This window comes from Gemmatimonadaceae bacterium (assembly GCA_016720905.1).
Classification (GTDB): domain Bacteria; phylum Gemmatimonadota; class Gemmatimonadetes; order Gemmatimonadales; family Gemmatimonadaceae; genus Gemmatimonas.
This window is the reverse complement of sequence record JADKJT010000030.1, coordinates 280,074-302,659: the sequence shown is the minus strand read 5'-3', so window position 1 is coordinate 302,659 and position 22,586 is coordinate 280,074. Positions and strand designations below refer to the sequence as shown.

General features: G+C 65.4%; 20 protein-coding genes. 15 read left to right on the top strand and 5 right to left on the bottom strand.

The genetic code is table 11. From position 1 onward, the window contains the following. Nucleotides 1–24: 24 nt before the first annotated feature. Together IPP90_20180 and IPP90_20175 are read right to left on the bottom strand one after the other, a co-directional pair. Nucleotides 25–1,962, bottom strand: a complete 1,938-nt coding sequence (locus tag IPP90_20180) for a BatA domain-containing protein (GenBank protein MBL0172978.1) — start codon at nt 1,960–1,962, stop codon at nt 25–27. A gap of 13 nt (nt 1,963–1,975) precedes the next feature. Beyond that, on the bottom strand, nt 1,976–2,884 hold the full coding sequence (locus IPP90_20175; protein ID MBL0172977.1) for a DUF58 domain-containing protein: 909 nt from the start codon (nt 2,882–2,884) through the stop codon (nt 1,976–1,978). A gap of 175 nt (nt 2,885–3,059) precedes the next feature. On the opposite strand from IPP90_20175, the gene lepA reads away from it, so the two are divergent. From lepA to IPP90_20115, 12 genes are all read left to right on the top strand, one after another. Next, on the top strand, nt 3,060–4,856 hold the full coding sequence (gene lepA / locus IPP90_20170; protein MBL0172976.1) for an elongation factor 4: 1,797 nt from the start codon (nt 3,060–3,062) through the stop codon (nt 4,854–4,856). Between the two features lie 5 nt (nt 4,857–4,861). After that, a complete protein-coding gene (locus IPP90_20165) occupies nt 4,862–5,914 on the top strand; it encodes a glycosyltransferase family 9 protein (GenBank protein MBL0172975.1) in 1,053 nt (350 codons plus the stop codon). 66 nt (nt 5,915–5,980) lie between these two features. Further along, a complete protein-coding gene (locus tag IPP90_20160) occupies nt 5,981–6,976 on the top strand; it encodes an ROK family protein (protein MBL0172974.1) in 996 nt (331 codons plus the stop codon). After that, nucleotides 6,957–8,027 (top strand): carbohydrate kinase family protein, encoded by a 1,071-nt coding sequence (locus tag IPP90_20155; protein MBL0172973.1) that lies wholly within the window; start codon nt 6,957–6,959, stop codon nt 8,025–8,027. The genes IPP90_20160 and IPP90_20155 overlap by 20 nt, the downstream gene beginning before the upstream one ends. Continuing rightward, complete coding sequence (locus IPP90_20150) at nt 8,024–8,980, top strand: ATP-binding protein (protein MBL0172972.1); 957 nt, start codon at nt 8,024–8,026, stop codon at nt 8,978–8,980. Before IPP90_20155 ends, IPP90_20150 begins: the two co-directional genes overlap by 4 nt. Beyond that, a complete protein-coding gene (locus IPP90_20145; protein ID MBL0172971.1) occupies nt 8,977–9,534 on the top strand; it encodes a hypothetical protein in 558 nt (185 codons plus the stop codon). The genes IPP90_20150 and IPP90_20145 overlap by 4 nt, the downstream gene beginning before the upstream one ends. Before the next feature lie 7 nt (nt 9,535–9,541). Further along, nucleotides 9,542–9,841, top strand: coding sequence for a hypothetical protein (locus IPP90_20140; GenBank protein ID MBL0172970.1), 300 nt, complete (start codon nt 9,542–9,544; stop codon nt 9,839–9,841). A 16-nt stretch (nt 9,842–9,857) separates the two neighbouring features. Further along, nucleotides 9,858–10,997: an aminotransferase class I/II-fold pyridoxal phosphate-dependent enzyme gene (locus IPP90_20135; protein ID MBL0172969.1), complete on the top strand. Its 1,140-nt coding sequence runs from the start codon at nt 9,858–9,860 to the stop codon at nt 10,995–10,997. An 8-nt stretch (nt 10,998–11,005) separates the two neighbouring features. Further along, nucleotides 11,006–11,713 (top strand): cell division ATP-binding protein FtsE, encoded by a 708-nt coding sequence (ftsE, locus tag IPP90_20130; GenBank protein MBL0172968.1) that lies wholly within the window; start codon nt 11,006–11,008, stop codon nt 11,711–11,713. Beyond that, a complete protein-coding gene (locus IPP90_20125) occupies nt 11,710–12,570 on the top strand; it encodes an ABC transporter permease (protein ID MBL0172967.1) in 861 nt (286 codons plus the stop codon). The genes ftsE and IPP90_20125 overlap by 4 nt, the downstream gene beginning before the upstream one ends. After that, complete coding sequence (locus IPP90_20120) at nt 12,570–13,784, top strand: peptidoglycan DD-metalloendopeptidase family protein (GenBank protein MBL0172966.1); 1,215 nt, start codon at nt 12,570–12,572, stop codon at nt 13,782–13,784. Before IPP90_20125 ends, IPP90_20120 begins: the two co-directional genes overlap by 1 nt. Nucleotides 13,785–13,874: 90 nt before the next feature. Further along, nucleotides 13,875–14,792: a deoxyribonuclease IV gene (locus IPP90_20115; GenBank protein ID MBL0172965.1), complete on the top strand. Its 918-nt coding sequence runs from the start codon at nt 13,875–13,877 to the stop codon at nt 14,790–14,792. Nucleotides 14,793–14,838: 46 nt separating this feature from the next. Here IPP90_20115 and IPP90_20110 read toward each other — a convergent pair whose 3' ends face one another. After that, the gene (locus IPP90_20110; GenBank protein MBL0172964.1) at nt 14,839–17,148 is read right to left on the bottom strand and encodes a TonB-dependent receptor; all 2,310 of its coding nucleotides are present in this window, start codon (nt 17,146–17,148) and stop codon (nt 14,839–14,841) included. Nucleotides 17,149–17,227: 79 nt separating this feature from the next. Then, nucleotides 17,228–17,575 (bottom strand): hypothetical protein, encoded by a 348-nt coding sequence (locus IPP90_20105; GenBank protein MBL0172963.1) that lies wholly within the window; start codon nt 17,573–17,575, stop codon nt 17,228–17,230. Nucleotides 17,576–17,659: 84 nt separating this feature from the next. Between IPP90_20105 and IPP90_20100 the strand changes: the two genes are divergently transcribed. From IPP90_20100 to pckA, 3 genes are all read left to right on the top strand, one after another. Then, on the top strand, nt 17,660–18,322 hold the full coding sequence (locus tag IPP90_20100; protein MBL0172962.1) for a hypothetical protein: 663 nt from the start codon (nt 17,660–17,662) through the stop codon (nt 18,320–18,322). Next, complete coding sequence (locus IPP90_20095; protein MBL0172961.1) at nt 18,319–18,978, top strand: hypothetical protein; 660 nt, start codon at nt 18,319–18,321, stop codon at nt 18,976–18,978. The genes IPP90_20100 and IPP90_20095 overlap by 4 nt, the downstream gene beginning before the upstream one ends. A gap of 170 nt (nt 18,979–19,148) precedes the next feature. Beyond that, a complete protein-coding gene (pckA, locus tag IPP90_20090; GenBank protein ID MBL0172960.1) occupies nt 19,149–20,771 on the top strand; it encodes a phosphoenolpyruvate carboxykinase (ATP) in 1,623 nt (540 codons plus the stop codon). 79 nt (nt 20,772–20,850) lie between these two features. Here the strand turns inward: pckA and IPP90_20085 are convergent, their stop codons facing one another. Beyond that, complete coding sequence (locus tag IPP90_20085) at nt 20,851–22,545, bottom strand: hypothetical protein (GenBank protein ID MBL0172959.1); 1,695 nt, start codon at nt 22,543–22,545, stop codon at nt 20,851–20,853. Nucleotides 22,546–22,586: the final 41 nt, after the last annotated feature.

Here is a 22,586-nt window from a genome sequence, read left to right as displayed (position 1 = left end):
CAGCAACCTGCGGTGCGAGTGAACTCAAGCGGCGCGCGCGACGGCGATGTCTGGATCGCGCGGATTGGTGGTCGAAGCCGACGCCCCGCGCGAGAACCACGCTTCCAGCAACAGCGCCAACAGGGCGATCCCCACCAGTGGTGTGAGCAGTGAACGACCGGCGGCCTGATTGAGCGCCCGCGTGCGCCATGATCCGACCACCGTGTCGACCCCCGCAAATCGACCACTGACGCGACGGCGGAATGCCTGACCGATGTCCGTCACGGGTTCGGCACGCAGGTCCGATTCCATGGCCTCCGCGTTGACCACGATGGCACCGATCCGAAGGGCCTGCCGCCGAAGAAAGTACACACCGGTTTCGTTGGGCACCGTCAAGCGATCGCCCGACATGGGGACCACCGTGCGATCGGGGCGTTCCAATCCCGATGCCGTGCTGAATGTGCGGTCAACCAGATGCTGTCCGGGCGTGGCCTCAATGATTTGTCCGTCGTCACCCAACCGACGCGACAGCGCGTCGAGCAGCCACGGCACGAAGCCTGCACGCAACGGCAGGTCCGTGGCCTCAGGATCGATGGGTGACGCCAGCAGGACATACCCGTCGCCGGCCACCGCCCACGGTGTACCGCCGGCGGTCGCCAGGGTGTCCGTGCCTCCGCCAGCCGACGACGTGCCGGGTGATCGTTGCAACGGGTACCGAATGCGCACCGACACGCCTTCGAGTGCCGGGGCGCCCCGCATGAGGACCACGTCCCGGGCGATGGCCCCGAAACGCCAGGGAATTCCCAGTCTCGCCAGCGTGCGATTGGCTTCCCCCACCCGCACCGGGTCAGACGGCGCCGTGAGCAACGCCGGTCCGCTGGCAACGGGTGCATCAGCACCGGACACCGTAACGACGCCGCGCCCGCCCGCCGTCGCGCGTTCCAGTCGCTTTTCCTCCACGAGCGTGGACAATGCTGCGGACAGAAATGGTCCGCCTTCGGCACGCGCCATCACCGCCGGTGGCGGGGCCACCCTCACGGCAAACCAGCGGGCATCGTCACCACGCAACTCATCGGCATCGAGTTCAATGCTGCCCCGAACCCACCCGATTGACGTGCTGGCCAACTTTTGCGCCAGATGCTGAGGGGCGTCAGCCGTTGCCGGCGGCGCGGTCCCCCGGGCGACCGTGCGGCCGTCGAGCGAGATGCGCCACGCAGCCGAATCCGGCGAGACAACAGCAAACGCCACCGCACCGGCCGGTGTCCAACGTGCCGGATCCGCACGCACGTCCACCACGGCGGCATTCCGAACCACGCTCCGCGGCCGAGTCAACAATTGGACCGGCACGTCGCCGACCTCGAGCACGCGGGACGCCGCGGTATCGCTGCTGGACATCGACCAGGCGGTGGCCTGTCCATCCGACAGGATGGTGACCACTGGCGCCCGCGGCGCCCCGCTGCGCACCAGTGTCATTGCACGGCGCGTCGCCGCGACCAGATCGCCGCGGCCACCCAGCGGATGCATGGCGGTTAACGCGTCCTCGAGCGCCGAAACCGCGCCGCCGATGACGCGACCGTCGGCCGTGATCAACCATGCGCGATCATCCGGTGTGAGAGCCCGCAACAGACTGCGCGCGTCATTCCGTAAGTCATCCAGGACGACTCGTCCGTCATGGACGGCGCCGCTGCTCATGGAGTTGTCGATGACCACGGCCACCGCCACGGGGGCGTGTCCGAGCCCGGCCCAACGCGCGATGGGCCGCGCGGCCGCCGCGGCCAGCGCCAGTACCGCGAGCATCCGCAGGAACAGCAACAGTCGGTGGCGCAACTTGCGTTCGCGGCTGTGCTCCTGCTCCATACGCGCGAGGTACCGCACCGCAGGAAAATCCACAGTGCGACTGACGCGCCGACGCAGCAAGTGCACCAAGAGCGGGACACCGGCCAGCGCGGCCAGAAACAGAAACGCCGGTGCGAGAAACCCCATCACGAATGCCCGATCAAATCATCGCTCCACGACCGTTGGCACCCACCAGCAACCGAAGGGCCTTGCCGAACGGCTCATCGGTGGTCGCCACGGCGTAACGCGCTCCGGCGCGTCCGAGCGCGGCGCGCCACTCGTCCAACGCTTCTCGCACGGTCTCCTGATAGGCGGCCCGCACATCCGACGGAGCGGCCGGCACTTCCAGTCCTGATTCAGGATCGCGATACCGCGCCTCACCCGCTTCCGGAAAATCCCGCTCGGCGGGATCCATCACATGCACCATCAGCACTTCGTGTCCGCGCGCGCGCAGTGTACGTGCCGCGTCCGCCACGGGCCCGGGCTCCACCAGGAAATCGGAAATGACCACCACAAACCCCGGTCGACGCACGATACGTCCGGCCTGCATCATGGCGCCCGCCACATCCGACGCGTCGCCGCCTCCCGGCTCATCCAGCGCGGCCACCAGCCGTCGCCACTGCGCGCGCTGCGCGCGCGGCGGGATCACGTTCCGCAAGCCGGCATCGAAGCGCACCAGTCCGACGGCATCGCGCTGTCGCAACAACAACAAGGCAAACGCCGCCATCAGGTGTTCGGCATACGCCAGCTTGGTGAGTCGGGACGGATCGCCGGTCCACTGCATGGACTTGCTGGTATCGAGCACCAGAACCGCGCGCGCGTTGGTCTCTTCCTCGAATTGCTTGACCAGCCACCGATCGGCACGGGCGGCAATGCGCCAATCGAGATACCGGAGATCGTCGCCCGGCATGTAGGGTCGATGCTCGGCGAACTCCACACTGAACCCCTTGCGCGGTGACCGGTGCAATCCCGTGATGAATCCGTCCACGGCCCAGCGTGCCACCAGTTCCAGGTGGCCGAGGGCGGCAAGGACCGCGGGGTTCAATTGGTCGGCGCGTGGTGCGGACATCCCCCAAAAGTGACACGGTGTGGGGGCCGGGACCATGGGCCACCCCGAAGGTTTGTGAGAAAGCCGTCCGGAGTTGGCTTTCCGGGCAGCGGCCACCGCGACGTACCCTCCACCCTCCCCCCTTGGTTATCTTTCAAGGCTGCCCCTGTCGCCTTCATCCAGCCGGTCCTCCGTTTTGAAGCTCAGCCACATCCGCAACTTCTGCATCGTCGCCCATATCGATCACGGCAAGTCGACGCTCGCCGACCGCCTGATCGAAATGACCGGCACCCTGCAGAAGCGCGAAATGCAGGCTCAGTTCCTCGACACGCTGGATCTCGAGCGTGAGCGCGGCATCACGATCAAGCTGAATGCGGTGCGCATGAGTTATGCGGCCCGCGACGGCGAGACGTACGAGTTGAATCTCATCGACACGCCCGGCCACGTGGACTTCACCTACGAGGTCTCGCGGTCGCTGGCGGCGTGCGAAGGCGCCATCCTGGTGGTGGATGCCTCGCAGGGCATTCAGGCGCAGACGCTATCCAACTTGTTCCTGGCGATGGATGCAGGGCTTGAGATCATTCCGGTGCTCAACAAGATCGACCTGCCGGGCGCCGAGCCCGAACGGCGGCGGCAGGAAGTGTGCGACCTGATCGGATGCCTGCCGGAAGACGTGCTGTCGGTGAGTGCCAAGGAAGGCGTCGGTGTGCCGGAGTTGCTGGAACAGATTGTGGCGCTCGTGCCGCCGCCAAGCGGGAACCCTGACGGACCGTTGCGCGCCCTGATTTTTGATTCGTACTACGACAAGTATCGCGGCGCCATTCCAAGCATCCGCGTCGTGGACGGCGAGATTCGGAAAGGCACCAAGATCACCTTCGGCGCGTCGGACAGCGTGTACGAGGTGGATGAAGTGGGCTTGCTGCAGCTGCGACAGGTCAAGACCGACGTCCTGCAGGCCGGCGAGGTGGGCTACGTCGTGGCCAGCGTGCGATCCGTGCGCGAAACGCGGGCCGGCGACACGATTTTCGATCAGAACAATCGCGCGACTGAGGCGTTGCCCGGCTATCAGGAAGTGAAATCGTTTGTGTTCGCCGGGATCTATCCGACCGATACGACCCAGTACGAAACGCTGCGCGATGCGCTTGAGAAACTCAAGTTGAATGACGCCTCGTTGCAGTATGAGCCGGAGACCTCGACGGCGCTGGGCTTCGGATTCCGCTGCGGCTTCCTGGGCCTGCTGCACATGGAGATCGTGCAGGAGCGCCTGTCACGCGAGTACAACCTGGATCTCGTGACCACGGTGCCCAGCGTCGAGTATCAGGTGCACCTGACGGACGGCACGATGCTGCTGGTGGAGAACCCGGCGCTGATGCCGACGCCCGGCATCATCTCGTCGGTGGAAGAGCCGTATGTGAAAGCGCGCATCATGTGCCCCACCGACTATATCGGTCCGATCATGACGCTCGGCACCGAGCGGCGCGGCGTCTACAAGAACATGCGTTATCTCGACACGGCGCGCGTGGAGTTCGACTGGGAATTTCCGCTGGGGGAAATCATTCTCGACTTCTTCGACAAGATGAAGACGGTCAGCCGCGGCTACGCCTCGCTCGACTATGAAATCCTCGAGTATCGCGCCAGCGACCTGGTGCGCCTTGACATGCTGATCAACGGAGACGCCATCGATGCGTTCTCGGTGATCGTGCACAAGGACAAGGCGTACGAATGGGGACGCAAGGTCGCGGAAAAGCTCCGCGAGTTGATTCCGCGCCAGCTGTTCGAGGTCGCCATCCAGGCGACGATTGGCCAGAAGGTGATCGCGCGCGAAACGGTGAAGCCGTTGCGCAAGGACGTGCTGGCCAAGTGCTACGGTGGCGATATTTCCCGCAAGCGCAAGCTGCTGGAGAAACAGAAGGAAGGGAAGAAGCGCATGAAGCAGGTCGGCAGTGTGGAGATTCCGCAGGAGGCGTTCCTGGCGGTGTTACAGGTTGACTGAGTAGGGTGACCAGCCTCGTCATTCAGACGTCGTTTCTTGGCGACATGATCCTCACCACACCGCTGATCGAGCGGTTGGCGGCGAGGGGGCCGGTCCACGTGGTCGCGACACCGGCCAATGCGGGACTTCTGGACAATCATCCCGCCGTGGCGTCGGTGATTGTGTTCGACAAGCGCGGCACCGATCGCGGCCTGCGCGGCATGCAGCGCGTGGCACGGGCGGCGCGGGCCGTCGGCGCCCGGACCGCGTACCTGGCGCAAGGATCGCTGCGCACAGCGGCCATCGCCCGACTCGCGGGCATTCCCGTTCGGGTGGGATTCGCGACATCGCCAGGTCGCCTGCTGTATACCCGACGGGTGTCGTTTGATGCGTCCCTGCACCACGCGCAACGTCTGTGGCAACTGGCCTCGCCACCCGGTGTCATCGAGCCGGCCCCGAGGGTCCGCCCGACGCTGCATCCGGGGGCCCGCGATGTCGGGCAAGTCGAGGCGCTGTTGTCGTCGGCCGGCGTGTCCACCGGCGATCAGCTTATCGCCTTTGCGCCGGGCAGTGTGTGGGCAACCAAGCGTTGGCCGTCGTACGCCGAATTGGCCGCGATGCTGGTTGCACGCGGCGATCCCGGTGCGTCGCCCGCACACGTGCCCGTCCGGTTGGTGGTTCTTGGTGCCGCATCGGATGGGCCGCTCGCATCCGACATCGCGGCGGCGGTGGCCTCACAAGGCGGCGCTCCCGTGATCGACGCCACGGGCCGATTGTCGTTACTCGCGTCGGCCGTGCTGTTGTCCCGCGCCCGGGTGCTGGTCACCAATGATTCGGCACCCTTGCATCTGGCCTCCGCCATGAACACGCCGACCCTTGCCGTGTTCGGCCCAACAATTCCGGCCTTCGGATTCGGTCCGCTCGCCGAGGTGCAGGAGGTTGTCGAACGACGTGGCCTTGCGTGCCGACCGTGCGGGGCGCATGGCCCGCAGCAGTGCCCGTTGGGACATTGGCGATGCATGCGCGACATCAGTGCGCAGTCGGTCGCTGATCGTGTCACGCCGCTCAGGCGCGACTAGTCCACGGGGTGGCGAGACACCGATCAGCGGATGGCTGGCATCGGTGGAATGGTTATCTTACCTGCCATGGCTCACTCCCAATTCATCGTCGGCGTCGACCTCGGCGGCACCAATATCGTGGTCTGTGCCATGTCCGCTGACGGCACCCGACAGCACGGACTGCGCTCCGAACCAACTCAGGCGGCGGAAGGCACGGATGCCGTGATCGCGCGCATGGCCCGCATGGTGAACGAAACCGTGGACATCACCATGCAGGAAACCGGGGTCGCGCGAGACGCCTTTCGCGGCGTCGGCATCGGCGCGCCGGGTCCACTGGATCGCGAGGCCGGCATCGTCTTGGTGGCGCCGAATCTGGGCTGGCACATGGTGCCTCTGCGTGATCGCATTACGGCGCTTACCGGACTTCCCGCAGCGCTGGATAACGACGCCAACTGCGCGACGTACGGCGAGTGGTGGATTGGTGCGGCCAAGGGCGGCCGCAACGTGATTGGCGTGACCATCGGTACCGGCATCGGCGGCGGACTGATTCTCGATGGCAAGCTGTATCATGGGTCCAGCGACATGGCGGGAGAGATCGGACACACCACCATCGACCAGACCGGGCGCCGCTGCGGATGCGGCAACTACGGGTGCCTTGAGGCGTATGCGTCCGGCACCGCCATCGCCGAACGGGCACGCGAGGCCTTGTCGTACGAGCAGGTGTCGATCCTTCCCGATCTGGTGGGCGGCGACGTGTCACGGATCACGGCCGCCATCGTCTACGAAGCCGCCGCGCAGGGGGATGCGGTCGCCACCGAAGTCGTACGCGACACGGCGCGCTTTCTTGGCACCGGGCTCGCCAATCTGCTCAACATCTTCAATCCGGATGTTGTCGTGATTGCCGGTGGCGTGACGCAGGCCGGCGAAGCGCTCTTTGGTCCCTTGCGCGCCGAAGTCCGGCGTCGCGCGTTCAAACCGGCGGTTGACGCCTGCCGCATCGTGCCGGGCATCCTGCCGGGAACGGCGGGTGTGGTGGGTGCCGTGGCCACGTTCATCGCGCAGCATGGAGCCGCTTCCCAATGATCGGCTCATGACGCAGGGGCGATCCGGCGCCAGACCGGCGCGGAAACGCCTTGGCGTCATCGGCTCATTTGTCTGGGATGTCATTCATGGGCGTGATCGCCGCGCGGTGCCGGTCGAAGAGTGGGGCGGCATCACCTATACCCTGTCGGGACTCGACGCGGCATTGTCCGACGACTGGGAGATCGTTCCACTGTGCAAGATCGGCGCGGATCTCGCCGAGCGCGGTCGGACGTTCTGCCGCTCGCTGCACCACATCGCACCCGACGCGGCGTTGATTGAAGTGCCGCAACCGAACAATCGCGTCGAGCTCCGGTATCTCGACGATGAGCGCCGTACGGAGCATCTGTCCGGTGGCGTACCGGGGTGGACATGGCTCGGACTCAAGCCGGTCCTCGACAGCGCGCGCCTCGATGCGCTGTACATCAACTTCCTCAGCGGCTGGGAGCTTGACCTGTCCACCACGCAGTTGATTCGCGCGCACTTTCGCGGTCCGATCTACTGTGACTTGCATATGCTGGTGATGGCCGTGCAGGCCGACGGGCTTCGCGTGGCCCGTCCCCTGCCGGACGTCGCGGCGTGGTGCGGTTGTTTTGACGTGCTGCAGGTGAACGAGGAGGAGATGCAGATGATGGCGCCGGACTCGATGGCGCTGGCGGCGACGGCGATGGCGGCGGGTGTTTCGTGCCTGTGTGTCACCCTGGGCAAGCGAGGCGCCGTCTACGTGGCCGCGCCAGGCATCGAGCGATTGTCCGATATTCCGCGTCTGTCAGGTCACACTTCGGCACTGTCCACATCGCCGCGTGGCGGAAGCGGCGCGATGGGCGCCGTGCGCACGGGACTCGTTCCCTCGGTTGCGCCACGCGTTGATGGTCCCGGTGATCCCACCGGCTGTGGCGATGTTTGGGGTGCGACCCATTTCTCCCGACTGCTTGCGGGTGATATGTTCACGGATGCCATCGGCGCCGCGAATCGCGCGGCATCCCGCAATGTCGAACACCGCGGCGCGACGGGACTCGCGCAACACCTTCGGGGAGAGCTCAGCACGACGTGACCACCGTGATCAGCGTGCCGCCTTCCCTCGATGAACAGACGTTTGAACACGTCATCGAGCAGTTGGCGCCGGTGCCCGAAGGGCAGAAGATCCTGGTCGACGCGCGACATGCGCGTTGGGCGTCGCCCTACGGCCTGACTGCCCTGCTCTGTCTGGCGCAATCGCGCGAAGACCGCATGGCGTTCGCGGTCCCAGAGCACCCGGAGACGCTGTCGTACTGGTCACGCACCGGATTCTTCCGTCATGCCGGTGAGCTGTTCGAATTGCACGGAGCCGTACCGCGTGCGCGCGACGCGCACGAGTCCGATGTGCTGCTGGAAATCACGCCCATCGTGCGCAGCGACGACGTGCATGGGGTGGTGGGGCGCATTCAGCAGAAGGCGGCGGACATTCTGCATGGCCAGTTGGGGCTCGATACGGCCATCACCGGCGCATTCGGCATGACGCTCAGCGAATCGTGCCAGAATATCGTCGAGCACGCGGGCCAAGGTGGTTGGGTCGCCGTGCAGACCTACAAGTACGCTCGGCGGCTCGGACGCCGGGTGGTGGTGATCGCGGTGTGCGATGCGGGCGTCGGATTCCGGCGATCGCTGGAGAGTGCGCCGGGACATCGCGTCAGCGATCGATGGGATGATGCGATGGCACTGGAAGACGCCGTGCTGCGCGCCGTCAGCCGCTTTCGTCACGGCGACCACGGGCGGGGCCAGGGACTCGCCGGCATTCGTCGGTTCGTGGGACGGTGGCAGGGAAAGCTCACCGTGCGCAGCGGCACCGCGCGTCTTGCGATTACACCCGAGTGGGACGAAGATGTGCCCATGACGGAATCGCTGCCTTATTTTCCGGGCGCACAGATGCAAATCACGATACCGGAGCGCATCGGAGAACCGACGCCGCGCGCCAAGTCCGCTCCGGTGTCCAGCGCACGGCCGCGACCGTCCGAGCGCGAGACATGAGTCATCTGATCGACGTCAGCTCGGTGTTGCGAGGCACCGTGTGCGACCTGTATTCCAATCTGGTGACGCGACCGACCGGCGCGGCGGTGCGCACGGCCATCGAACGACAGGTGGTCGATATCGGCGCGCCGGTGGTGACCACCATCGACTTCTCGCAGGTGAACCTGCTGGATTTCTCGTGTGCGGACGAGATCGTGGCCAAGCTGCTGCTTCGCTACGCGGAGACGGATGGACTGGCCGGCTTTCTCCTGTTCCGCGGCATCCACGGCGAGCACCTCGATCCGATCGAGACGGTCCTGGAGCGCCACGAATTGGCGCTGGTGGCTTGGCACGAAGGATTGGCAGAACTCTATGGCTGTGTCAGCGAGGCCGAGCGGTGGTTGTGGGAGTTGGTCCGTGATGGGGGCCCCATCGGCGCGGGAGATGCGTCGGCCGCCCTGGGCACCACCGCTGACGACACCGAGGCCCTGTTGGAGCAACTCTTCCGCCGCCGATTGATCATGCACCACGACACGGGATACGTCGTGCCGGGGACGCTCCCCAAGGCGTCCTGAACAGCTCATGGCCAAGTACAGCGGATTTTCACCGGCCCTGCAGGTTATCGGCTTCATCGCCACGCGTCCCGGCGACCCGGATCGCGGGCCAATGATCCGCATGCGCCCGGAGGACGCCCTCATCCGGCTCGTGACCGATGGCGAGCTTGTGCGTGTGGTATCAGAGCGGCGATCGGAACTGGCCGTCCTCGTGGTCGACGATTCGCTGCCGCGCGGCGGCGTGATCCTGCGCGATGTGGCGGGCGCTTCACCCTCGGAGATCGTTCGCGTGCTCAAGCCCGACACTGAAAGTCTCCGCTACGTTTGACTTCGACCCACCTCTCGTGAATCGCGCAACGCTGCTGCTGCACGGCGGACGCGCTCCTGGCGTCGCCGGAGATCCGGTCGTGACGCCGCTGTCACCGTCGGTGAACTACATGATGTCGCCTGGTGGCAACGGCGACGTGAAGTACGCCCGGTACGGCAACACCCCGACAGCCGACGCCCTGCACCGAAGACTGGCCGCGCTGGAGGGGGCGGACTCGGCCCTCGTGCTCTCAAGTGGGATGGGGGCGACGACCTGCACCCTGCTGGCATTGTTGCGCGCTGGCGATCATGTGGTGGCCAGTGCCTGGCTGTACGGCGACACGCGTCGGTTTCTCGAGATCGAGCTGCCGACGATGGGGATCGACGTCACGTTCATCGATCCCACGGAAACGCGTGCCTGGCGTCGCGCGATGCGGCTGAATACGCGTGTCCTGTTCCTGGAATCGCCCGTCAATCCCAGCATGCGCGTGGTCGATCTCCGACCGGCACGCATGCTCGCACAGGAACAGGGCGTGGCACTGGTGGTGGACTCAACCTTTGCCACCCCGATCAACTATCGCCCGTTGGAACACAGAGCAGACGTAGTACTTCACTCCGCCACGAAGTATCTGAATGGCCATCATGATGTACTGGCCGGCGTGGTGTGCGGGGCGGAATCAGTCATCGAGGAAGTGCGCGCGAAAATGGCGATCTGGGGGCAGGCGCCGGACCCATTTGCGGTCTGGTTGCTGGAACGGGGCCTGAAGACGCTGGACGTGCGTGTGCAGCGGCAGAACGCCAGCGCCCTGCAGATCGCGCAATGGGCTTCCGGCGTCTCGTCCATCCGCGCGGTGCACTATCCAGGGTTGCCATCCCACCCCGATCACGAAATCGCCCGGGCGATGTTTGACGGGTATGGCGGCATGCTCGCGATTGAATTGACCGGCGGCGACGAGGCGGCAGCGCGCGTCGTATCTCGCCTCGCGCTCTTCACCCACGCGCCATCACTTGGCGGCGTGGAGTCGCTCGTCAGCGAACCGCGCTACACGTCGCATAGGCAGCTGGATTCCGAGGCGCGCGCGGCGATGGGGATCCCCAGCGGCTTTCTGCGCCTGAGCGTTGGACTCGAAGGGGTTGACGACCTGATCGCCGACCTGACACAAGCGCTGGAGTCCTAGTGGCGGGCATCCTGCGCTTGACCGGAGTGACGAAGGATTATCCTCGCGCTGGCGCGGCGCTCCGCGACGTGTCGTTTGAACTGGAGAAGGGGGAGTTCGTGTTCCTCGCCGGACACAGCGGCGCGGGCAAGAGCACGCTGCTCAAGCTGATCTCGATGACCGAACGGCCGACGCAGGGAGAAGTACGGGTATCCGGGTTCTCCTCCAAGACGATCAAGGCGCGTGAGATCCCCAAATTGCGACGACGCCTGGGCATCGTGTTTCAGGATTTCCGTCTGCTCCCCGACCGCACCGCCGAAGCGAATGTGGCATTTGCGCTGGAAGTGACCGGCGCGCGTCAGTCGACCATCGGCCCGAAGGTCGCGCGGCTGTTGACGCAGGTGGGCCTGGCATCGAAGGCCACGTCCTTCCCGCACGAACTCTCCGGTGGCGAACAGCAACGGGTGGCCATTGCCCGTGCATTGGTCAACGATCCGTTTGTCCTGCTGGCCGACGAGCCCACCGGCAACCTCGATGAAAAGGCCACGCACGCCATCTATCTGCTGCTGCGCGAGATCAATGCGTCAGGCACAGCCGTGGTCATGGCCACCCATGATGTCTCCCTGATCGAACGGACCGGCATGCGATTCCTCGAGCTCGATCGTGGAGCGCTGGTGTTCGACGGCACCGATGTGGCGCGCCTGAAGGCCGACTTGCGCGGCGGCGGACGGCGATGAGACTTGCCTGGCGTGAAGTGCTGCTGGCGTTCCGACGGTCGCCGGCGCTGGCACTGCTCAGCATCACCACCATCGCCTTCTCGTTGTTTGCGTTCGGCTTGTTCGGACTGGTCGCCATCAACATCCAGTCTGCGCTGCGCGCCATCGAGAACCGCGTGGAGATTCGCGCCTTTCTTGTGGACGGTGCCAAGGAGGCGCAGATCAGCGAGTTGATCGCCGCGGTGCAGCGGATCCCCCAGGTGGCCGACGTCGGGTACGTCAGTCCCGACTCGGCGTTGCAGCGGGCCCGCACCGAACTGGACGAGTTTCGTGATGTGATGGAGGGTGCGATGCTGCCCGGGTCCGTCGAATTGCGTCTCAAGCCGGGGACGCGCGACCCGGAAATCATGAAGCAGATCACCGGACGCCTGCAGACCTACCCGGTGGTTGAGGACGTACGGTACGGCCGGGAGTGGGTGGAGAAGCTGTATCGCGTGCGCACAGTGGCCGGCGTCGCGGGGCTCGGGTTGGGCCTCGTGTTCGCGCTGGTCGCGGTGATCATCATCGGCGCCACCATTCGCATGGCCATTCTGGCGCGCACCAAGGAAATCGAGGTCATGCGATTGGTGGGTGCGACCAATGGCTTTGTGCGGCTGCCCTACCTGATCGATGGCACGCTCAAGGGTATCGCCGGCGGGTTGATCGCGCTGCTGTTGTCATGGATATCGAATCGCGCCGTGGCGCGATCGTTCATGCAAACCGATTTCTTCACGACCGAGCAGATGCTGCTGGGCGTATTGGCCGGCGCGGTGATCGGACTGCTGGGGAGTTGGATCTCGGTGGGTCGGCACCTGCGGCGGGTGTGGCAAGAGCGCTGATGCCCCGCCGCTCGAACCTGATGCGGTGTTGGGTGCTGGCCCTCGCCACGGTATCCGTGACGCCGAAACAGGCCGTCGCACAAACGGGCGCCAGCACGCCCGAGCAGCGGCTGCGTCAGCAACAGGACGAACTCGACAAGTTGCGTCGCGAACGCGCCGATCTGGAAGCCCGCATGCAACAACTGCAGCGCAATGCGCGATCGTTGGCCGAAGAAGTGAACAATCTGGAACAGCAGCGGGCGACCACGGCGCGGCTTGTCGTCGCCCTGGACGCGCAGTTGACCACGATTACGCGCGAGGTGGCCGAGGCGAGTTCCGGCCTGGCCAAAGCCGAGCAGGAAATCGTGAGGAAGCAGACCGCGCTGCAGCGGCGTATGGTGCAGATCTACAAGCGCGGTCAATTGTACGACGCCGAGGCCATGCTGTCGGCCCAATCGTTCGCCGCGTTGGTGGCGCGCTACAAGTATCTGCATGACCTGGCGCTGCACGACCGCAGCCTGGTACGCCGTGTGGAGGCGTTGCGCAACAACATCGTGACGCAGCGCGAACTGCTGGTGCGCCTGCAGGATGATGTGGCGCGAAACCGCAGTGAGAAGGATCGCGAAGCGAAGCGCTTGCGCGACCTCGAATCACAACGCCAGCGCAATCTCACCATCGTGCAGCGCAGTGCCACGCAAACGCGGGATCGGCTGACACAGCTGGCGCGCGACGAGGCGCGACTGGCCGGCGTCATCGCCGGGCTGGAGACCGCGCGCAGCCGTGCGGCGATGTCGCCGAATGCCCGTCCAGCGGCACCGTCGACCATCAAGACCGCCGATTTGGGTCGTCTCGACTGGCCGGTCGACGGCAACATCCTGTACAATTTCGGACGCGTGGTGAATCCCAACAACGCCACGACGCGTTGGAACGGGTTGGGCATCGGCGCCACTCTTGGTGCCGCGGTGAAAAGCATCGCCGCAGGCGAAGTGGTTCTGGCGGAACAGGTCGGCACGTACGGACCCACGGTCATCGTACAGCACGGCGGTGGTGACTACTCCGTGTACGGTTCGTTGGGGCGCATCGATGTGCGCAAGGGACAGGATGTCGTGAAGGGCCAGGTCATCGGCACGGTCGGTGCCTCCGATCCCGACTTGCCACCCCACCTGCACCTGGAGATTCGTCCCAAGGGACGGGCGGTGGATCCGTTGGAGTGGTTGCGGGCACAGCGACGGTAAGACGGGAGAATGGAGACGGGAGACGGGAGACGTCCAGCTTAGCGGTCGTCTCCCGTCTCCCGTCTTCTGTCTCCCGTCTTATTTTCCACCATGCCTGCCAAACGCCCCGCAATCAAGACCCAGACTCCCATCCTCGTGGACGCCGGCGACTGGACGCAGGACCGGGGACCACTGGGCGCCCATGTGTCCATTGCCGGTGGAACGTGGGAAGCTGCCGCGCGCGCGAACGAGATCAATGCGACCGCGACGCAGATCTTCACCAAGCAGGCCAATCGGTGGGTGGAGCGCGATGTCACGCCCGAAGAGGTGGAACGCTATCGCGCAGCGATGCACGCGACGCACGTGCGTTGGACCTGTTCCCACGATTCGTACCTGATCAATCTGGCCTCGCCCGACGTCGACTTGCGCGCGCGATCGATTGCCAGCTTTCGACGCGAGCTGCGGCGATGCCACGCGCTGGGACTCGATGCACTGGTCTCGCACCCGGGTAATTTCATGGATGACCGCGCCGCCGGACTCGCGCGCAATGCGGACGCGATTGCCGAGGCGCTCGAAGCCGAGCCGGGTTCGACGCAACTGCTGATGGAGTTGACCGCCGGTCAGGGTACCGTGCTGGGCTCGACCTTCGACGAGATGGCCACACTGCTGCGGATGATCCCGGCCGCGTTGCAGTCGCGGGTGGGAGTATGCCTCGACACGGCGCACGTCTGGGCCGCGGGGTACGATGTGGTTCGGGACTACGACGGCGTGTGGCAACGCTTCGATGATGCGATCGGCCTGTCGCGCCTGGGGTGCCTGCATCTGAACGATTCGAAGGCGACGCTGGGATCGCACCTCGATCGGCACGAACTGATTGGCGCAGGCACCATTGGGGTCGACGCCTTTCAGCGCCTCATGATGGATGCGCGGCTCTTCGCGGTTCCGAAGATTCTCGAGACCCCCAAAGGCGATACGCCCGCCGAGACCGACGGGCGCATGCTCAGGCTGCTTCGCGAACTGGCCCGCTGACGTCGGTCACCGCACCGTCCGCCGACCTGCCGACCGAATCCGGTGACTAGTACAACAACTTGTAGACGACGCTGAGATTGCGCCCCGGGTTGTAGGCGAAGCTCTTGATACGACTGGATGCATCGCGATACCGCTCGTCGAGCACGTTGTCCGCACGCACCGTGAACGCATGCACCGTATTGCCACGCACGGTGAACAACCAGGAGACACTGGCGTTCAGCATGATATACGCGGTAGTCGGCACGTCCAGCACGTCGCCGCTGACGCGGGTCTGATCGAAGACGCGGCGGACCTCTCCACCGGCGGACCAGCGTCCGTTATCGAAGCGGAGCGATGCGCCCAGACGACCGGCGGGGATGAACGGGAGGTCGCCCGTGCCCTGTCGCAAGGTGGCGCGCGTGAGGTCGCCCATCACGCCTCCTACGAGCTGATGCGCCAGTTGCGTTTCCAGCTGTCCCTCGACGCCGTACAAGTGCGCGTCATCCTGCGTGTAGCGCACCAGCGGCACGAGGGTGCCGTCGACATCCTGCTCTCCCATGGCCACCGGGCGAATGTATTGGTTGATCAGATTGTAATAGGCGTTGAACTGGGCAAAGGTGCCGGCTCGTTGTGCCCGTACGCCGGCCTCGAGACCCGTGCTCTGTTCGGGGCGCAGCTCCCGGTTCCCTTCGTCGAATGTGCCCACGGCGGCATGAAAGCCGTTGGCAAACAGTTCTTCGACCGTGGGTGCGCGAAACCCGCGCGAGGCGTTGGCCGTCAGCGAGACATCCTTGGCCACCGGCACACTCAGGCCGGCCGATGCGGCGACATTGGTGTACACACGCGATTCCGCCAGACCAAAACGCGCGACGTGATCGGCATCGGTCGGGTTGGTGCTGATGGTGAACCGATCGACCCGCGCGCCCAGCTGCACGCGGGCGGATTGTTCTTCAGTGGCGGCTCGCGAAAGCGGAAGCTCCTGAAAGATGAACGCGGCGATGTTGCGGTTGTCGGCCCCGGGTGTGAAGGCTTCGTCACCGGCCGGCGCGTACTGGCGAAAGATCCCCTGGACGCCAATCGCCCCCGCGACCCGGCCAACCTGCGTGCGCGCGGTGGCGTTGGCGGTCTGGGTGTTCAAGGTGAACCGCGTCCCGATGTCCCCGGTCGGTTCAATCTCATTGTGGGCATACCATTGCGCGGTGCCATCCACCTTGATCGCACTGAACGCGGCAATATGCGTACCGAACGTGGACTGCATCTGCAGCATCTGGCGATGGCCGTCAATGCGAATCGCCTCGTCACCGTCCGGATGCGGCAGCCCATACTCGAAGCTGGACTGTCGGTATACCATTCCGACAGATTCGTGATTGCCGACGAACCCAAGGCCAATGGTGGCGTTGTTGGTGCGGCCACTGGTGTTGTCCTGCTGCTCGCCGCCGCCCACCCGCATATTCTGGAAGCGACGAGCGCCCCCGCGGACGGTTGCCGCAACGCGCGTCCCCAACGGCAGGTTCAGCGCGGCCGACACGACACCGCCCGGTGTGACGCTTTCTCCCTGACCAAGCAGGAAGCCGCTGGCGCGCGACGGAATGCTGGTGGGGATGTCGCTGGTGATCACGTTCACCACGCCGCCGAGCGCGCTGTTCCCGTACAACAGTGACGCGGGTCCACGCGTGACTTCAATGCGGTCGGCGCCGCTGGGATCGACGGCGTTGAGATGATCCACGGCCGCCGCCGAGAGGTCTCCCGTGCGATCGCCGTCCTGCAGCACCAGCACGCGTTCACCGGTCAATCCACGAATGACCGGTGCCGACGCCAGGGGGCCGTTGAACCGGGTCGCCATGCCCGGCTCACCCGCCAGCGTCTGGCCAATGGACGCACTCAACACCCGTTGCAGTTCCTTGCCGGAGAGCTGCACGGTGGCCTGCGTGACGTTCAGCGGGTCCGCGCCCGTTGGCGTGGCGGTGACATTGACACTGGATAGTCGAACGGTGGCCACCCGCATGGTAATCGTCACCCGGACATCGGGGCCATTCGCGGGTACGGTGATGACCTGATGCTCCGCCGAATAGCCGATGCGAACCACGTCGAGGTGATAGGTTCCGGCCGGCAGACCGCGAAACGTGAACTCGCCGCGTTCATCGGTGGTGGCAACTCGGTTTACGCCGCTGACGATCACCTGCACATTGGCGATCGACCGACCGACCGTGTCGCGCACCACCCCACTGACGACGCCTTCGTCGCGCAAGGGGCCGTTGCGCGGGCGTGTGGGACTTGCAAGGGACGGCGCGGCGGCGGCGATCCGACCAGCGCTCAGTGTGCAGACGACGATGAACAGACGCAGCGCCGCAGACGGGCGCGCGAACCATGGTGACATGCGGACTCCACGCGAAAGATTGAGGCGCACGCATGGGGCGTGCGCGCGGATTCACACCGCACGCGCGGTGTGGAACAGCTCAGCCTTTCAGCGCGGGGGGAGCGCGAGGGGACGCGACACGTGACAGGTGGCGCCGAATGGCACCAGTGGTGGCGCCCAGCGCCAGAGTGATCGCCTTGCGCGGCGCCGCGACACACGAGAGTGGTCGGAGTGTGCCCGTGGCGCCGGTCGCTATCGAACACAGCGCGCAGGTGTGTGCGTGGACCACGACGCACGAAGAACTCGACTCCGACTCGATGTGCGCGAACGCCCGTCGTTGGTCCAGTCGCCACGCATCCGCGATGGCCGCGACCGACGGCGCGACCAACTGGAAGGCGGCGAACAGCACCAGGATCCGCGAAAGACGCGGATGGCGGGAGAAGCGCATGGCGGCGGAGCAAGGGTTCGGGACCGCGGGCACGGCGATCGACATCCTCTGCCGCGGCGGCCCGCTCAAGTGTAACGTCTAGGCGTGTTCGATCAAGCCAAGGCGGCACTGCCCGTCATCGCCTGTGCCCTGTCGTTTGCGGCATCTCGCTGCCCTGCCCAGGCCCCCCTGCGCGATCACGCCGGTCGTTGGCGCTACGGCGGCGAAGTAGGCGGCGTGCTTGGCGGCACGTGGCTGAGCGGTCCGTCGTCGCCCTCCGTCGTCACGGGCACTGGTGCGTCGCTGTCAGTCGACGTGCAGCGATCGGCGTCCGCTCGCGTCAACGCGGGCGGCGCGCTTCGCGTGATGGCGCAGCCAGTGCGACTGCGTGAGGCGCGCACGCAATGGGATGGCGGGACACTCACGGTGGCCCAGGCGATGGCCATCGTGGACGTCGCCATGCATCGAGGCCATCGTGCTGACGCGCACGTCGAACTCGGCGGCGGTCTGTCGCTCCTGTCCGGAGCCCGCTCGGTGTATCCGTTCTCGTCCGCCGCACGCGTCACGCCCACCACCGAAGTCGGTATCCTGCTGGAGCGCGTCACCCATGGTGATGCCGCCTTGTCTCGATGGCCGTTGGGGCTGTCGGTCCGCTACAGTGTCGCACGCGTCGCTCCGGGGTCATCACCGACAACCGCGATCGATGGCACGCGCGCGTCAGCGGGATGGGTGGGGCGCACCACCATCGGGCTCCGGGTGAAACGATGACCCTGCGTCCACGGTCATTGCTGCTCCTGGCCGCGCTGGTGAGCTGTGATGGCCCAGTGGCGACACGCCCGGAGCCCGCTTACGACCCGACGGTGCTCACCGGTGGCCTGCTCTATCGTTGGAGCAGCGGAAAGACCATTCGCGTCTGGATCGTCCCCACCACCGCGACGACATCGCCCGACCTCGGCGTCGCCGTGCGACTCGCCATGAGTCGCTGGAACGACGTGCGGCAGTTTGCCGAGTATACCCTGACCGCCGCATCCAGCATCGGCGACGCCGACATCCTCGTGTTCGACCGCGAAAGCACCCTGCCGATCGCGACGGGCAGTTGTCCGTTCGATCCGCGCGGCTCAGCGGGCTACACCTACTTCTGTCCCGGATCCGGCGAGCCGCGACGCGCGGAACGACTGGCACCGTCCACCAATGGCGGTGCCGGCGTTTCCGTGGTGATTCGGGTCGACCGCGGACGGGTTGGTTCGCAGAGCGGCTACAATGCCGTCATGGCGCATGAGTTTGGCCACGCCCTTGGCATCGGCGCGCACAGCGACGAGGCGGCCGACCTGATGTTCGGCCTTCCCTCTGTTGAAATCCCCAGCGCGCGCGACCGCGCGACCTTGCGTTTCCTGCTGGGGCGCCCGCCGGGACTCACGCTGTAGTGCGCTGAACGGCGCTTGAGCCAGCGCCACGAAACCGCCATGTTTCCGGTCAGCGTACGGTCGTTGCCGAATAGCGGCCGAAGCGTCGTATTCGAAGTCGTGGCATTCTGGTTCTTCTTGCGGAGGCGTCAGCTGATGCCTCCGCTGTCCTTTGCATGAGGGTCGCGCGAATGGCGACAGCGGTCAGTGGCTCCACGTCTGCAACGCGCGAGAGCGCCGGCGGACTTTCCCCGCAGGGACTCAATCCGACGGGTCAGGTTCACTGGAATCTGGTCGCGCCGGAACTGGTTGAAGCCGCCATTCGTCGGGGCGAAGGCGTATTGGCCGACATGGGACCGTTCGTCGCCGTGACCACGCCGCACACCGGTCGCTCCCCGAACGACAAGTTCGTGGTGAAGGAGGCATCGAGCGAGGCCGATGTCGACTGGGGGAAAGTCAATCAGCCGATCTCCACCACGCATTACGAGACGCTCAAAGCCGACGTGAAGCAATATCTCAACGGGGTGGGCGAACTGTTCGTGCAGGATCTGTATTGCGGTGCCGACCCGGCGACGCGTCTGAGTGTGCGCTATGTGCTGCCCAACGCGTGGCACGCGAACTTCGTGCGCAACATGTTCATTCGCCCGGTCATCGAGGAATTGGCGACGTTCGCGCCAAACTTCACCGTGTATCATGCGCCGGAGTATCAGGCCGATCCGGCCCGTCACGGGACCCGCACCGGCACGTTCATCGTGCTGAATCTCGCAGAACGCACGATCCTGATTGGGGGCACTCGCTACGCGGGTGAGCTCAAGAAAGCGATGTTCACCGTGATGAATTACCTGCTACCCAAGCAGGGCGTGCTATCCATGCATTGCTCGGCCAACATCGGACCGGCCGGTGACACGGCGCTGTTCTTCGGCTTGTCCGGCACCGGCAAGACGACCTTGTCCGCTGACCCGACGCGCAACCTGATTGGCGACGACGAACACGGCTGGTCGTCCGACGGCACCTTCAACTTCGAAGGCGGCTGCTACGCCAAGGTGATCAACCTGTCGGCGGAGAGCGAACCGGATATCTATGCCACCACGCAGATGTTCGGGACGGTGCTCGAGAATGTGGTGCTGAACCAGCCGTCACGGACGGTCGACTTCGGCGAACAATCCATCACTGAGAATACCCGCGCCTCGTACCCGCTGCATTACATCAAGAATCACGTGCCGAGCGGACGCGGTGGGCATCCCGTGAACGTCGTGTTTCTCACCGCCGATGCGTTTGGCGTGCTGCCGCCGATCGCCAAGCTGACGCCGGAGCAGGCGATGTATTACTTCCTGTCCGGATACACCGCCAAGGTCGCCGGCACCGAGCGCGGAGTGACCGAACCGCAGGCCACGTTCAGCGCGTGCTTCGGCGCGGTCTTCCTGGTGTGGCACCCCACCAAGTACGCCACGATGCTGGGTGAACTGCTGCGTGCGCATGGCGCGCAGGTCTGGCTGGTGAACACCGGATGGAGTGGCGGCGCCTATGGTGTTGGCAAGCGCATGAAGCTGTCGTACACGCGGGCAATGGTACGCGCCGCGCTGGATGGCTCGCTGCACTCGGCGGGGACGATGACCGACCCCGTGTTCGGACTGCAGTTGCCGACATCGATTGACGGCGTGCCCAGTGATGTCCTCGATCCGCGGCGCACCTGGAGTGATGGCGCGGCCTACGATGCCCAGGCGCACCAGCTGGCCGAGATGTTCCGCGAGAATATCAAGAAGTTCGGCGACGCCGTTCCCGCCAACATTCTGGCCGCTGGGCCGAAGGGATAGTTGGACGGCCGTGACGCACTGAATGACAGAACCCCGCCAGGACTGATGTCCTAGCGGGGTTCTGTGCGTCTACAGGGACTCAGTTCACCACGCGGGTCTTCTCCAGAAAAACTTCACGACCTTCCCGCACGGTCAGGTACACGACGCCATTTCTGCCGAACCCGACCACCTGACGGCCCGGCGGCAGCTGCACGCGATGGACGAGTTCGCCTCTGCGATTGACCACGTCGTACACGAGCGGAGCCATCATGGCGGCGGTGACGCCGGCAGGCATCATGCCGGCAAGCCCCCCCGCGCCTCCGCGACCGGTGGAGTCACCGGCGACGCGCCCGGATCGCGCAGCGCCTCGACCGGCCGAATCGCCCGCCGCACCCGCTCGGCCCGCTCCTCGCGTCGCAGAATCACCAGCCGCGCGCCCGCCTCCCGGAGGTCCGCCGCCACCGCCAAGTCCGCCCCGTCCACCACCACGACCACCATCGCCCGTCATCGATTGCGCCAACTGCGCCGACAGATTTGACGTCGACGGCAAAATCCACAGGTTGCCATCGTGATCGGCCTGCGTTGAGCCGGCGCGAATCGGCGGATAGTAGTCTGGCAACTTCTCCGCCGCGATGACTTCGAAGTTCATTCGGAATCCGCTGTTGCCGCCTTGTGCGGCCGCGCGATCAGACACCGACTTGGCCAGCGTCTTCAGCGAGTCGACCATCTTGATCTTGTCCTCGTCGGAGATCCGCTTCCAATCGAATGGCAGGCGACCTGACGATACGTGCTCTCCGGTGGTCGCGTAGTAATCCACGTGATAATCGAGCACGCGAATGACCGCGATGGTGCCATCGTTGAGCAGCGCCCAATCATCGCCCTGCGGCAACGGATTGATCTTGGACGTGAAGCGCATGCTGCCATCGTCACCACGCGTCATCGACGTTTCGTTCTTCGGCACTTTGAGCCAGGCGACGCTATCGGCCTTGCGAGTGTCAAAGTTGACGCGAACAATCGGCACGGAATCGGGCTGGGTCTGTTGCTGATTCCCGCGACCACCAGGACCTCCACCGGGGCCACCGAAGCCCCCGCCGCCGAAGCCTCCGCCGGGATCACCGCCACGCGCACCGGCGTCGCCGCCCCGTCCGCCTTGGGTTGCCGGCGCACCGGGACGCCCTTGCTGTCCGGCCTGCCCGGGCTGTCCGCCCTGCCCCGGCTGTCCACCGCCGCGGCCACCGCGGTCGTTTCCAGACCCGAACATCTGCGCTATGCCCGGACCACCACCCACGTTGCCCTGACGATAGACCAGTTGTCCCTTGGTATCGAAGGCGTTCGAACCAAGGTTTACGTTGGACAGCGTATTGATGTCATTCGTGCGCGGCGACGCCATGATGCGGGTCATCTTCCCGTTCGCGTCGAGCACCAGCATGGCCGACGTCGACGGGTCGACGATAATGGTTGAGTCACCGAGATACGGAATCAGGCCGGACGGTCGTTGCCCGTACGGCAACTGCGCACCCGGAGCCGTGTCGGCGATGACACGCACTTCCTTGAGCGCACCGTCAAACAGCGCCAGCTGTCGACGCTGGTTGTCGTTGATGAACACACTGCCGTTGGGCAAGGCACGCAGCGACGACACCGCGTTGAACCCGCGCGACGAGCGCGCCTCGGGCGGTGCCAGCTGCTTCACCGGAATTTTTGCCGTCGAATCCTGCGCCGCCAGAGGGGCGCCGACAGCCAGCGACGTGCCGGCGATAGCGCCGCCGAGTGTCAGAAACCGTGATCGGAAATTCATGTATGTCTCACCTGTGGGTCGTTGCTGTTGGTCGTTACGGG

Excerpts from the sequence above, each read along its gene's own strand:
- IPP90_20180 (MBL0172978.1), bottom strand. The coding sequence starts at position 1,962 with ATGGGGTTTCTCGCACCGGCGTTTCTGTTTCTGGCCGCGCTGGCCGGT.
- IPP90_20175 (MBL0172977.1), bottom strand. The coding sequence starts at position 2,884 with ATGTCCGCACCACGCGCCGACCAATTGAACCCCGCGGTCCTTGCCGCC.
- IPP90_20160 (MBL0172974.1), top strand. The coding sequence starts at position 5,981 with ATGGCTCACTCCCAATTCATCGTCGGCGTCGACCTCGGCGGCACCAAT.
- IPP90_20155 (MBL0172973.1), top strand. The coding sequence starts at position 6,957 with ATGGAGCCGCTTCCCAATGATCGGCTCATGACGCAGGGGCGATCCGGC.
- IPP90_20145 (MBL0172971.1), top strand. The coding sequence starts at position 8,977 with ATGAGTCATCTGATCGACGTCAGCTCGGTGTTGCGAGGCACCGTGTGC.
- IPP90_20140 (MBL0172970.1), top strand. The coding sequence starts at position 9,542 with ATGGCCAAGTACAGCGGATTTTCACCGGCCCTGCAGGTTATCGGCTTC.
- IPP90_20125 (MBL0172967.1), top strand. The coding sequence starts at position 11,710 with ATGAGACTTGCCTGGCGTGAAGTGCTGCTGGCGTTCCGACGGTCGCCG.
- IPP90_20120 (MBL0172966.1), top strand. The coding sequence starts at position 12,570 with ATGCCCCGCCGCTCGAACCTGATGCGGTGTTGGGTGCTGGCCCTCGCC.
- IPP90_20115 (MBL0172965.1), top strand. The coding sequence starts at position 13,875 with ATGCCTGCCAAACGCCCCGCAATCAAGACCCAGACTCCCATCCTCGTG.
- IPP90_20110 (MBL0172964.1), bottom strand. The coding sequence starts at position 17,148 with ATGTCACCATGGTTCGCGCGCCCGTCTGCGGCGCTGCGTCTGTTCATC.
- IPP90_20105 (MBL0172963.1), bottom strand. The coding sequence starts at position 17,575 with ATGCGCTTCTCCCGCCATCCGCGTCTTTCGCGGATCCTGGTGCTGTTC.
- IPP90_20095 (MBL0172961.1), top strand. The coding sequence starts at position 18,319 with ATGACCCTGCGTCCACGGTCATTGCTGCTCCTGGCCGCGCTGGTGAGC.
- pckA (MBL0172960.1), top strand. The coding sequence starts at position 19,149 with ATGGCGACAGCGGTCAGTGGCTCCACGTCTGCAACGCGCGAGAGCGCC.
- IPP90_20085 (MBL0172959.1), bottom strand. The coding sequence starts at position 22,545 with ATGAATTTCCGATCACGGTTTCTGACACTCGGCGGCGCTATCGCCGGC.